The organism is Streptomyces sp. GD-15H, assembly GCF_045291515.1.
Taxonomy (GTDB): domain Bacteria; phylum Actinomycetota; class Actinomycetes; order Streptomycetales; family Streptomycetaceae; genus Streptomyces.
This window is the reverse complement of the sequence record NZ_CP149447.1, coordinates 8435868-8448465: the sequence shown is the minus strand read 5'-3', so window position 1 is coordinate 8448465 and position 12598 is coordinate 8435868. Positions and strand designations below refer to the sequence as shown.

Sequence of the window (12598 nt, the reverse complement as noted above, 5' to 3'; positions counted from 1 at the left end):
GGGGTCGTCCGTGGAGGGCATGTCGCCGTCGTACAAGGGGCACCGGTATCCGGTCGAGGTGATCTCGCACTGCGTGTGGCTGTACTTCCGCTTCCCGCTCAGTTTCCGTGAGGTCGAGGAGCTGATGCTGGAGCGCGGCGTGATCGTCTCCTACGAGACGATCCGCCGCTGGTGCCTGAAGTTCGGTCAGCAGTACGCCCACGGCCTGCGCCGCCGGCAGCCCCAGCCCGGCGACAAATGGCATCTGGACGAGGTCTTCATCAAGATCAACGGTGAGCAGAAATACCTGTGGCGGGCCGTCGACCAGAACGGCAACGTCCTGGACATCCTCGTCCAGAACCGGCGGGACACCGCCGCGGCCCGGCGCTTCTTCCGTCGGCTCCTCAAAGGAATCGGGGCCGTGCCGCGGGTGATCGTCACCGACCAGCTCCGCTCCTACGGCGCGGCCCACCGCGAGGTCATGCCCTCCGTCGAGCACCGTTCGCACCAGGGCCTGAACAACCGGGCCGAGAACAGCCACCAGCCCACCCGGCAACGCGAACGGGCGAGGAAAGGCTTCCGTTCCGTCGGCGGGGCCCAGCGGTTCCTGTCCGCGTTCAGTGGCATCTCACCCCACTTCCGGCCCCGCCGCCCCCGGATGACCGCCTCCGACCACCGCGCCGAGATGACCGTCCGCTTCGCGATCTGGGAGCAGATCACCGGCGCTGCCGGCCGGTCCACCACGGCCTGACCCCAGGCCCGAAGCGCAAGCCCACCACGCCCCGACGCACCATCAGACACTGACACACCCAACAACGTGACAGCGCCTCAAATTCTTGTGCTTGAGCGGGGACAGCCGGGCCACGTCCTCGTCGCTGATCTCGTGGCCCTTGGCGCGGAGCTGGGCGACGGCGGCGTCGGTGAGGCGGCCGTACCGGGCGTCCTCGAACTCCGGGAGGTCCCAGACCTTCAGCCGCTGGGCCAGGTCGTCCGGGAGGCCCTGCGGGAGGGCGTCGGTCCGCAGCACGAGGGCGTAGACGGCCCGCCGACCGGGGCCGGGGCCACGACCCGGGCGGCGAATCCGTAGCGGTACAGGCCCTTCAGGTCGTCTCAGAACCGGTCCTCCCCTACGCCGAACTGCCAGGCGTAGCGGACGGCCAGCGTCATGCCTCCGTCCGTGCGGCCGGTGCCCCACTGACCGACATCCCACCATGCGGGCGAGGCAAATCCCTTGGGGCGTCAGGGGAATAGAGCTGACGAGAGTCTCGCCAGGCGTCGCTGGACGTCTTCGCGGGCACCACTCTTTCCGGGGACCTGCCTGCACAATGTCGACAGCTCGGTGCCCAACTCGCGTGCTCTGGAGGGATCGGTGACGCGGTGCCAGGCATAGTGGACGCGGTCGACGGCGACGACGTCCGGGTGGTCTTCGGGCTGTCCGGCGGTCAGGCGCACCACGGCGCCGCGTAGCCAGTGGATTGCGTCGGGGCGGTGGGCCACGACCTGTTCAGTGGCTGGACGCGACTACCCGGATTGAAGCCCCGTCCCCCGGCGACATCGACCCGGCCGGACTCACCCGGCAGCAGCGGCCGCGGACGCCGAAGCGACCCCCCGCAGTGGAATTGCCGGGGGGTCGCTCGTACTACAAGATGTGCCGAGCTGCCGTTGCCCCGTTCCTAGCCGCCGGTAGCACTAGGAAGGGCGCAGCCGAAGGACTTCAGCGGATGACCTGGACGTTCGCGTTGAACGCGCCGTTGCCGTTTCCCGGGACGTCGTCGTTGATTCGCAGGTAGAGGTACGTGCCGCTGCCGGTGTACCGGAAGCTCGTGCCGGTTCCGACGTATCGGTAGCTGCCGTCGGCTCGTGACAGCAGCGAGTAGGCGCGGGCGCTCGGCATGGGGAACTTCGAATCTTGGGCCGTGGTGGTCCAACCCTGGGGGCCGTTGTTGCCGGTGAACCAGACACCTGCCCAGATCGAGCCCTGGGCGCCGATCTGAACCGTGTCGCCATACTGGAGGAAGCAACCGGTGTAGACGTCCCAGTCCGACTCACGCACCTCGACGTTCTGGTTGCAGGCGACGGTTGAGGCATTGGCGGCTGTGGGGCTGACGATGCCCACCCCGAGGGCGGCCAGCAGTACGGTCGCGGTGGAGATGACGCGCTTGAACAGGATCATGGATGATCTTCCCCCTGATTCGGACGATCTTGGTGTCGTCACTGGAGGATTCATGGTGGGGGTGAGAGGCGGTCGGCACCAGCGTTCTCGCAAATTCTCAGCCTGACGCTCAGCCCACGTCGTAGATTCTGCGTAGCCACCTCGCACGTGTGTCGGGGTTCGGGGAGCATCCGAGCGGGGATGACCGCTACGCCTCCCCCTGGCCGACGGACAGCACAACCTCACGCCCCTTCCCCGACCACAGGCGCAAAGCGCAGTTCACAGACCTCTGCGCAGGGCGAAGCAGACAGCCGGCGGAGGGAAGTTCACCGCCTCGCACGCACCCGACCCGCGCGCGCCTCGGGGCCCGCCGCCCAGGGCGATCCCGGTGCGGAAGAACAACGCGCGCCGGGCGAGAATCCGGCATGACCGACCGCCGCCCGCCGGGCACCGGACCCACCCGCACCGCCACCGAAGCGGACACCGAGCTGCCGCCCGCGCCACGCGCTCAGCTCGCCGCCGAACGCCTGCCCGCCACCCCGGCCGCCGGTCGCCGCGCCCTGGGCGCCGGCCCCGCCCCTCCCCGCGTTCCGGGCACCTCAGCGGCCGGGTGAGCACGACAGCCCCGCCGACGCACAACACCGTGCCGTCGTGCCGCCACCGAAGGATCAGAAGTGCCGTTCCCATGACAGTGGAACAGGGCGGGGTGTACCGCCCCATGACAGCAGCATCCCCCGCATGCACCACCCCATGGCAGTGACCTCGCTCTTTCTCCACGCCCGACCAGTGAGCCGTTTCCATCTTGATCAGCTGGTGAGTTCGAGAGTGACGATGGCGCGGACGACGGTGGTGATCCTCGTGGTGCTGCAGCGCAGTTTGCGAAGTACTCGCCAGCACTTGAGGGTGGCGATGGCGCGTTCGCCGAGGCTGCGGATCTTGGCGTGATCGCGGTTGTGGCGGCGGCGCCGGCCGCGCAGGTGCTTGCCCCGGATCGGGACGCGGACGGCGGGTCCGGCGCCCTGGTAGGCCTTGTCCGCCCCGCACTTGATGCCGTCGGCGGCGAGGGCGGCGGGGATGCCGTGGGTGCGGGCCGCGGTCAGATCGTGGACGGCGCCGGGCAGGGCGTCCGAGACCCAGAGCAGTCGTCCGGCCGGGTCGGCGAGGACCTGCACGTTCATCCCGTGGTGCTTCTTCTTTCCCGAGTAGTACGGGCGGTCGGCCGCAGCACGGTCGATCGGCAGGAGTGTGCCGTCGAGGATCCCGTACGCCTTCCCGCGGATGGTGTGCATGGCCTGCTCCAGCGTCGGGGCGAGGGTGGCCAGGAGGCCGACGGCCTCGCGTATGTAGCGGTAGACCGTCGCGATCCCGACCCGGAAGCCGGCGGCGAGGCGGCTGTAGGTGTCGCCGCAGCGTAGGTGGGCGAGTACGAGCAGAGCCTGCCGGCCGCAGCTCAGGCGGCGCCGGCGAGAACCGATCCGGCGTCGGTGACCTGCCAGCAGACCGGAGAGACGACGCAGGGTACGGCTGGACAGAGCGATGGCAGGCGGGTAGACAGGCACACGAGCTCCTGGCGGATGCGGTGATCTTGGTCGTGAACCCGTCTACCAGGAGCTTTCTTCATGTCCGCCGCCGGGGCCCGCAGCCCAACCACCCGTCAGGTTGGAAGGGGCTCAGTGAGGACATCCCGGCCTGATGTGCCGTCACTGACATCCACCCACTGACACCAAACCGGCACATCGCACACTTGCAGTCCGAGCCTGCCGCCCTGCCAGCCGACGACCACCACGGTGACCGACCGTCACCACTCGCCGGAAACGAACACTCAGCGCGTGCAGGCTAAATGTTTGCCCATCGCGCTGCTTCACGCTGAAGTCACGCTCCATCACTCGGGTCATGACTCACTTTTCGGAAGTGGTAGAACGGTCTCCGGGTCGCGGCGAGGATTCGCCTCCTCGATTCCTTCCTCGCTAACCTCGATCGGGCAGTCATCGCCGTCCTTGTACTTGCAGTGGACAGTGAAAACGTGCCATTTCTCACCCATGAACTCCGCGTCCGACACGTCCAGTAAACCGGCGACCCTGGGGTATTCCTTTCGCAGTCGCTCGGAAGCTGGGACGGCAGTGACGTATCGCCGGTGCAACGATGCGTTATCCATGAATTCGGTCCTGTCTTCATATATGGCATGGAGTCCGGGCAGGCCCTTGCCAGTCAGTCCTCCGGTGCTTCCCGGTGGGTATCGTCCGCGGTAAGGCGGATCCGCGCCAAGGCCTCGGCGATCTCCACTGTGTCCTCGTCGTCGGGGCCGTAGACCACGCACATGTCGTCGTGGAGCGGTTCGAGCATCCGTCGGGCCTCGACGAGGCGCCCCTCGGACAGCTCCAGGAATCCGATGGCGCGGCGCAGTTCAATCGCCTCATCGCAGGCATCGCTATCCACGGCCCGAACCTGGCTGAGGACGGCTTCGAACTCCCGTAGGGCTACCGTGACCTGGCCCAGTTCGGCGCGGCAGTGCGCGGCCTGGGCGCGGCAGGAGCGCGCCTTTTCGCTGGTGGGTCCGGCGGTGCGGGAGAAGGCGCCGGCGAGGGCGTCGAACTCTGGGAGGGCCCGGCGGTAGTCGCCGCCGAGGAAGCGGACCGCGGCCCGTTCCATACGCAGGTCGAGCACCTCTCTGTTATCGGAGCCGAGCGCCAGGGCGGCCGGCTCAACGACGCTGCTGAGGACCTCGGCGGCCTGGGCGAACCGCTCCTCCTTGAGCAGGGCATTCGCTTGTGCGCGTGCTGCCCTGATGTCTTCGCGGAGCCGGGCGGCAGCGCCTGCCGGCGGGGTGGGCGGTTCGGCGCGGGTGGGAGGGATGCGAGCCGGCTGGGTCCCGGTGCGGGGGCGGGGTGCGTACGGCTGCCGGTAGATGCCCGTGGGGTCCGGTGTACCGGCGGGGCCGACCTCATCCGGCGTCGCCGCACGGCCCGGCGGGGGCAGCAACGGCAGCAGCCGCTCGTACACCTCCTGGGCGTCGGCGGGCCGGCGCTCCGGGCGCTTGCGCAACAGGTGTAGGACGAGCTCTTCCAGTGCTTCCGGGATGTCGTCGCGCAGCGAGCGTAGCGGTACGGGAGCGGCCTCGACGTGCTGCCACATCAGCTGGTATGCGCCGTCCCCGTCGAACAGGGGGCGTCCGCAGCACAGTTCGTGCAGGATGCAGCCGAGCGCGTACAGGTCGCTCTGTGGCGTGACCCGGCCGCCTTGGACTTGCTCGGGCGCCATGTACTGGCTGGTGCCGACCGGGCTCCCGGTGGCGGTGATCCTGGTGATGTCGGTGCGCAGGACCGCGGCAATACCGAAGTCGAGGACCTTCACCGTGCCGGCGTCCGTCACCAGGATGTTGGCGGGCTTGAGGTCTCGGTGGACGACCGGCACGGCGTGCGCGTGGGACAGCACCGTGCACACCTGGGCCGCCACCGCGGCCGCCCAGGACACCGGCAGCGGCTGGTAGGGGTCGATGTAGTCGCCGAGCGGGATTCCGTCGACGAGTTCCATCACCAGGTACAGCCGCTCGTACGACTCGTCGAGTACGGCGTCGTAGACCTGCGGGACGCCGGGGTGTTGGATGCGTGCGGTGACGCGGGCCTCGCGCTTGAACCGCTTGGCGAACTCCTCGGCCATGGCGGGCGTGGCGATGGCGGCCTGGCGCACGAGTTTGACGGCGACGGGGCGGTCGAGTACCTGGTCGTAGCCACGCCACACGTCGCCCATGCCGCCGTGGCTGAGGGGTTGCACGAGTTCGTAGCGGTCGGAGATCCCCTGTGGCGGCACGCTCCGCCTCCCCCTCCTATGCCCTCACCTGTCGTACGCCGGTGTGTCCGCGGTCGGTGGCCGAGGGCGTCCGGGTGTTCCCCCAGTGTGGTGACCGCGATGATCTTTCGTCCAGATGGGGGGCGGGGCCGGGCAGGACTCCGTGCTCTGCCCGGCCCCGCCCCGCCCCGGGTCACGCCGCGTTGTCGTCGATGTTCTCCTCCTGGCGGATCATCCGCCAGGCCGCGCGTCGCGCACTGCGGTTGAGGGCGCTCTTGAAGCTCTTGTCCGGGCCGAAGTACTGGCGGCCCAGCCCCGCGATGGTGTCGATGTGGTCGGCCATCTTGTCTTCGAAGACGTCGTCGAAGACCACCCCGAAGTTCTCCGGGTCGGTGTTGGCGACGGCCGCCAGCCGCACCTTCGGGTCGGCAACGGCTTCCTCGAACGGCCGGATCACGTCCTGCTCGGTGAAGTCCGTGCCGAACTTGGCGTTGAACTTCTCGATCAGCTCGGACAGCAGCGACTTCTCCGGCTCCTGGGCCCCTCCTGCACCGTCGCCGAAGCCCGGCAGCACGGTCGGCTCCTCGGAGGTGAGGCCGAGGTCGTGCTCGCCGGTCTTGTCCACCCGCAGGTGGCTCAGGTCCACCTCGCCTATGTCGACCCCGCCGTCCGAGCGGCGCGGCAGCCGGTTGAGCAGGTGGCGGCCGTACAGGTAGAGCCGCTCGAGTTCGGCGTCGCGGTACGGCACGACCTGGGCGAGGAAGCCGTACTTGCGGACGTAGTCGTTCAGGTCCGCGCGGAAGTCCTCCGCGGTCTCCTGGTCGTCGTCCTCGTCGCTGTCGGCGAGCTTGGTGAAGCGGGCCACGGCCGGGGCGAGGAGCCGGTACAGCTCGGCGTGCAGCTTCTCCCACTTCGCCTGCGAGCCGGCCGCCTTCTCCTCGGCCGCCAGGTAGGCCTCCGCGAACTCCTGCATGTCCTTCTCGGTCAGGATCGGCGGGGCCATCACCCGGCTCTGCGCGGTGTAGAGGAGGTTCGGGTCGGACGGGAGGGTCATCGCCTCCTCGAAGTACGGCCGGAACGACTCCCGGATGTCCTCCGCCTCGTTGGCGAAGTCCAGCACGGCCAGGTCCGCCTGGGACTTGCGTTCGGTGGTGCGGTTGAGCCGGGAGAGGGTCTGCACGGCGGAGATGCCGGCCAGCTTCTTGTTGACGTACATCGTCGTCAGCAGCGGCTGGTCGAAGCCGGTCTGGTACTTCTCGGCGACGACCAGGATGCGGTACTCCGGCTGTCCGGGGCCGCCGGACCGGGTGGCCTTGTCGTCGGCGCGGGTGTACGCGAACGCCTTCGGCAGCGCGCTCTCCGACAGGCCGCCGTTCTCCTTGGCTTCGGTGGTCTCCTCGCCGTCGTAGGTGAGGGTGCCGGAGAAGGCGGTCAGGACGCCGAGATCCGGGTACTTCCTGTCGTACTCGCGGTCCCGGATGTAGCTCTTGACCGCCCGCGCCATCTGCACCGCGCTCTGCCGGGAGGCGGTCACCACCATGGCCTTGGCCCGGCCGCCGAGCCGACCGCGGGTGTGCGCCACGAAGTGCTCGACGATCACCTGCGCGTGCTGGACGACCGTCGAGTCGTGGGTGAGCGCGAACCGGGCGAGCAGGGTGTTCGCCTTGGACGGGTCGACCTCGCGCTCGTCCGGGTTCTCGTTGACCAGCTTCCAGTACGTGTTGTAGGTGACGTAGCTGCGCAGCGGGTCGAGGATGAAGCCCTCCTCGATGGCCTGCCGCATGGAGTACGTGTGGAAGGGCCGGTAGGTCACCTTTCCGTCGACCACGTCCTCGGTGCCGAACAACTCCAGGGTCTTGGCCTTGGGCGTGGCGGTGAACGCGAAGTAGGAGAGGTTGGCGGCCCGGCCGCGCTGGGCGGCCTTCCGCTTCAGCTTCTCCTCGATGCTCAGCTCGGCCTCGGTGGCGCCCGCGTCGTCCGAGTCGGAGTCCAGGCCCAGGTCGCGCAGGGCGGCTCGGACGGCGGTGGCCGCGTCGCCAGACTGCGAGGAGTGCGCTTCGTCCACGACGATCGCGAAGTTGCTGCCCTGGATCTCGGTGGGGCTGCGCTTGAGGTAGTCCAGAAGCGCGGGGAAGGTGTGCAGCGTGACCGTGACGATCTTCCCGGCCTCGCTGGAGAGCGCCTTGGCCAGCTGCTCGGACTTCGCCCCGTGCTTCTCGTCGATCTTCACGACGAGCCCGGCGGTCTGCTCGAAGCTGCCGACCGTCTCCCGCAGCTGGGCGTCCAGGTTGCGGCGGTCGGTGATGATGATGACCTTGTCGAAGACCGGTCGGCCCGGCTTGAGCCCGTTCGCCACGGCTTCCGGGTCCAGCTCCTTCGGGTCGGTGGGGGTGTGCAGGTCGCTGAGTCGGTGGCCGAGCCAGCCGATGGTGTTCGACTTGCCCGAGCCGGCTGAGGCCATCACCAGGTAGTTGTGTCCCGCACCGTGGCGGGCGGCGTGCGCGGTGAGCTTCTTGACCACGTCCCATTGGTGGTAGCGGGGGAAGATCAGAGTCTTGGTGGTGCCCCCGCCGGGGGTCTTGGCCTTGTGCAGGTGCACGAACCGCTCGAGCAGGTCGAGCCAGTTGTCCGGCTGCCAGATCTGCTCCCACAGGTAGGAGGTGGGATACGTGCCGGGGGCAGCGTGGTGCGGGTTGCCCGCGCCGCCGGGCCGGCCGGGGCCCTCCGATCCGGTGTTGAAGGGCAGGAACCGGGTCTTCTCGCCGCGCAGCTGGGTGGTGACGAAGACCAGGTCCGGGTCGACGGCGAAGTTCGCGACGACCCGGCGGGTGAAGATCAACTCGGTCGGGTCCCGGTCGGTGCGGTACTGCTCCTTGGCCTGCTCCACCCCCTGCCTGGTCAGCGGGTTCTTCAACTCGGCCGTGGCGACGGGGATTCCGTTGAGGAAGAGGGTGAGGTCGAGCCGGTTGCCCCAGTCGGCTTGCTTCGTCGCGTACTCGAGCTCGCGGACGACGGTGAGGCGGTTGGCCCGGTAGCCGTCGAGGACGGAGTCGTGGGCGACGAGGTTCGGCTTGAAGTACGCGACGCGGAGCAGGACGCCCCGGTCCTTGACGCCGTTGCGGAGGACATCGAGGAGCCCGTTGGTGGCGATGGCCTGGTCGAGGCGGCCGGCGAACCCGCGCTGCGCCTCGTTCGGGTCGCCGCCGTAGACGGTGAGCAGCTCGTTCCACTCGTCGGGCTGGGTCGCCCCGATGAAGGTGAACAACTCGTTGGTGTCCAGGCCGAGATCGGCCCGGTAGTCCTGTGGGCTTGCCTCGCGCCAGCCGCGCTCGACCATGGCGGCGACGATGGCGTCCCCGAAGGCGGACTCCGTGTGGATGGGGCTCATGGCTACGCGCTCACTCCGTCCGTTACGTTGCGCCCGATGGCGCTGGAGACGTCGAATTGGCCGGTTACGGCGGCGGTGATCAGGGCCTGGCGGCGCTCATCCGCAAGCCTCTGAAACCTCAGGAACGCGTCTGTAATCTGCCGAACACGTACCACATGGGAATCAAGCGTGCGCACCACTGTGTCTTGTTCGGTGCGCGATGGAAGGTAGATCGGAAAGGATTTGAGCGAATCGTTGTTGATGATGCGAATACGCGAGTACTGTGCCCACTCGCGAATCTCCTGCTCAGCAGCCCAAAGTTGCCAGGCCAAGAACCTTCCACTCACCCCGACCTGCGGGGTAATGGCTGTTAGCTGCTGATTTCCGGTTGCGACGTGGTCTAGGTACGCAACTTTGCCCAGGGATTCACCGATGCCAGTAATGACCACGCTGCCAGCAGGAAAAAGTGGGGCGCCGTCTCGGTGAGTATCCTTCTCGGCAGTTGCGATGGACATCCAGGAATCGATAGCGGCAGGTGTGTACCACGGAAGATTTCCCTCCGGTGCGCTCCCGTCTGACAGATCATGCAGATCTGCGGGCGTGCTGCCAGTCTGCGTAGACATGGCCGCGCGTCGCAGTTGAACCAAATTTTCAGTCGCGCCGCCACCTCGTCTAATGTGGGAACGACCGGTCAAGTCGACTGCTTCAGCCGCGATACCCTCACCAATCAGTGCCGACTGCTCACTTCGGAGGCGCACAAGCTTGTCGATGCGGGCGGTCTCAGCGTCGAGGAAGTCGGCGATGCGGCGCTGCTCCTCCAACGGGGGCAGCAGCATAGGAAGCTTGCGAAGGGTCTCCCAGGGGGTGTCGAATTGGGACGGAGGCATCCACTTGGAGATGCGCGTCAGTTCGGCGAGGTATAGCTTCGAACGGAGCAAATAATGCAGGAACCGTGAATCCGATTCCGCATCGGGACGGCACACGAAGTATGCGGGGCTGACAATGCCTTCGTGCTTCGAGACGCCGAGCCCTCCCTGCCACGTGCGCAGCTTGTTGAACACGATGTCGTGGGGCCGTACTACGAGATAGCGTGAAAGGTCTTCGCCCAGCTGATTGTGATTGTCCCCACGGGAGTCACGTGGCACGACACCAGCGTTCAGGTAGACCGAGAGGGGCGGCAGCTCCGGGCGACCAAACTCCTTTACCCGTGGTGCAACAGACCAGAGTGCACGCCAGCGCCAATGAGCAGGGGCAGCGATGCCTGACAGGGCTCCGGTCGTCATTCTGTCACCTCACCCAACAGTGCCTGAATTTCCGCCTCCAGCGCCTTCAGCTCCGCGTCGATCTCCGCCAGCGGCCTCGGCGGCTTGTACACGTAGAAGTGCCGCGTGAACGGAATCTCGTAGCCGATCTTCGTCTTCGTGTGGTCGATCCACGCGTCCGGGACGTGCGGCAGCACCTCGCGCTTGAGGTACTCCTCGACGTCCTCGCCGAGCGGGACGTTCTCGTAGTCCCGCAGGTCCGAGTCCGCCTCCGGGACGCCCTTGATCTTCTGGACCTCACCCTCCGGGTCCCGGACGCCGATCGTCTCCCGTACCGCCTTGGCGAACGGCGCTCCCGACGGCCACGTCAGGCCGGCCTCGACCACCGCGTCCTTGAGCGCGACGAACGCCTCGGACTTCGTCGTCCAGGACGAGCCGAGCAGCGTACGCACCGCCGCGACGAACTCCTCGCTCCGCTCCAGCTTCGCCACCGGCTTGGCCTCCGCCAGCGCCGCCACCGTTTCCTCGGTGACCTCGAAGCGCAGCTTCAGCGGGCGTTCGACGGTGATGCGCTGGTAGCCGAAGTCCTCGTTGGCGAAAACCTTGACCTTGCCGTGCAGCTGGTGCTCGGGGTCCTTGGCAACCTGGAGGGCCTCCGCGTACAGCCGGGTGATGTCGCCGATGTGGTCAGGGCGGCCATTCGTGCCGTCGCCCAGTTCCTTGCGCTTGTCGCCGAGCGACTTGCGCATCTTCTGCCACTGGTCGCGCGCGTCGAGCAGGACGACCCTGCCCTTGTGGTCGGCGTCCTTGCGGTTGGTGAGGATCCAGAAGTACGTGGAGATGCCGGTGTTGTAGAAGAGCTGGTCCGGGAGGGCGACGATCGCCTCCAGCCAGTCGTTCTCCAGGATCCAGCGGCGGATGTTGGACTCACCGGACTCGGCCGCGCCCGTGAACAGGGGGGAGCCGTTGAAGACGATGGCGATGCGGGAGCCGCCCCCGCCGTTGACGTCCACCGGCTTCATCTTCGAGATCATGTGCTGGAGGAAGAGCAGCGAACCGTCGTTGATGCGCGGCAGGCCCGCGCCGAAGCGGCCGGCGTCGCCGAGCGACTTGTGCTCGTACTCGACCTCCTCCTTGACCTTCTTCCACTCCACGCCGAACGGCGGGTTGGCGAGGATGTAGTCGAACGTGCGGCGGGCGTGGCCGTCGTCGGAGAAGGAGTTGCCGAAGCGGATGTTCTCCGGGTCCTGGCCCTTGATCATGAGGTCGGACCGGCAGATCGCCCAGGACTCGGGGTTGAGTTCCTGCCCGTACACCTCCACCGTGGCGTCCTGGTTGAGGGCCTTGATGTGGTCCTCGGCGGCGCTGAGCATGCCGCCGGTGCCGCAGGCCGGGTCCATGACGGTGCGGACCACGCCGGGGATACTCAGCGCGTCGGCGTCGGGGGCCACCAGCAAGTTGACCATGAGCTTGATGACCTCGCGAGGCGTGAAGTGCTCACCGGCGGTCTCGTTGGACTGCTCCGCGAAGCGGCGGATGAGCTCCTCGAAGATGTAGCCCATGTTGTGGTTGGAGACCACCTCGGGCCGCAGGTCGAGGTCGGCGAACTTGCCGATGACCTGGTAGAGCAGGTTCGCACCGTCCAGCTTCTTGATCTGCTGGGCGAACTCGTACTTCTCCAGGACCTCGCGGGCGTTCTCTGAGAACGCGCCCACGTACGCCTGCAGGTTGCCGGCCGCGTGCCCGGAGTCGGCCGCGATCTTCTTCAGCGTGAGGTCGCTGGTGTTGTAGAAGGCGTGGCCCGAGGCCTTCCGTAGAAAGCGGTCGGTGTCAATGTCCTGGCCGGCGAAGCGGGCCACCGTCTCGGTGACCTTGTCCCGTGTGGGCTCCAGGACGCACTCCAGGCGGCGCAGCACGGTGAACGGAAGGATCACCTTGCCGTAGTCGTGCTGCCGGTAGTCGCCGCGCAGGAGGTCGGCGACGGACCAGGCGTGGTTCGCCAGTTCCGTGTGCTTGCTGCTGTTCAAGATTCCCCGAGTTCCTTCCGAGCCG

The 12598-nt window shown here is 67.6% G+C and carries 10 protein-coding genes; 2 read left to right on the top strand and 8 right to left on the bottom strand.

The annotated features are described in order from the left end of the window. The first annotated feature begins 19 nt into the window (after positions 1-19). A complete protein-coding gene (locus WJ438_RS40130; RefSeq protein WP_406729960.1) occupies positions 20-730 on the top strand; it encodes an IS6 family transposase in 711 nt (236 codons plus the stop codon). A gap of 42 nt (positions 731-772) precedes the next feature. On the opposite strand, the gene WJ438_RS40125 is transcribed toward WJ438_RS40130, so the two are convergent. Both WJ438_RS40125 and WJ438_RS40120 read right to left on the bottom strand, forming a co-directional pair. Beyond that, positions 773-1006, bottom strand: coding sequence for a hypothetical protein (locus tag WJ438_RS40125; RefSeq protein WP_406729994.1), 234 nt, complete (start codon positions 1004-1006; stop codon positions 773-775). Positions 1007-1693: 687 nt separating this feature from the next. Further along, a complete protein-coding gene (locus WJ438_RS40120; RefSeq protein WP_406729480.1) occupies positions 1694-2152 on the bottom strand; it encodes a hypothetical protein in 459 nt (152 codons plus the stop codon). A gap of 404 nt (positions 2153-2556) precedes the next feature. Between WJ438_RS40120 and WJ438_RS40115 the strand changes: the two genes are divergently transcribed. Beyond that, on the top strand, positions 2557-2745 hold the full coding sequence (locus WJ438_RS40115) for a hypothetical protein (protein WP_406729479.1): 189 nt from the start codon (positions 2557-2559) through the stop codon (positions 2743-2745). 192 nt (positions 2746-2937) lie between these two features. On the opposite strand, the gene WJ438_RS40110 is transcribed toward WJ438_RS40115, so the two are convergent. The 6 genes from WJ438_RS40110 to WJ438_RS40085 form a co-directional block, all read right to left on the bottom strand. Further along, positions 2938-3690, bottom strand: coding sequence for a transposase family protein (locus tag WJ438_RS40110; protein WP_406729478.1), 753 nt, complete (start codon positions 3688-3690; stop codon positions 2938-2940). Between the two features lie 332 nt (positions 3691-4022). Further along, on the bottom strand, positions 4023-4286 hold the full coding sequence (locus WJ438_RS40105; RefSeq protein ID WP_406729477.1) for a hypothetical protein: 264 nt from the start codon (positions 4284-4286) through the stop codon (positions 4023-4025). A 53-nt stretch (positions 4287-4339) separates the two neighbouring features. Then, positions 4340-5938 (bottom strand): protein kinase domain-containing protein, encoded by a 1599-nt coding sequence (locus WJ438_RS40100; RefSeq protein ID WP_406729476.1) that lies wholly within the window; start codon positions 5936-5938, stop codon positions 4340-4342. Between the two features lie 172 nt (positions 5939-6110). After that, on the bottom strand, positions 6111-9305 hold the full coding sequence (locus tag WJ438_RS40095; protein WP_406729475.1) for a type I restriction endonuclease subunit R: 3195 nt from the start codon (positions 9303-9305) through the stop codon (positions 6111-6113). 2 nt (positions 9306-9307) lie between these two features. Next, positions 9308-10567: a restriction endonuclease subunit S gene (locus WJ438_RS40090; RefSeq protein ID WP_406729474.1), complete on the bottom strand. Its 1260-nt coding sequence runs from the start codon at positions 10565-10567 to the stop codon at positions 9308-9310. After that, entirely contained in the window at positions 10564-12573 is a 2010-nt protein-coding gene (locus tag WJ438_RS40085) for an N-6 DNA methylase (RefSeq protein ID WP_406729473.1), read from the bottom strand. Before WJ438_RS40085 ends, WJ438_RS40090 begins: the two co-directional genes overlap by 4 nt. Positions 12574-12598: the final 25 nt, after the last annotated feature.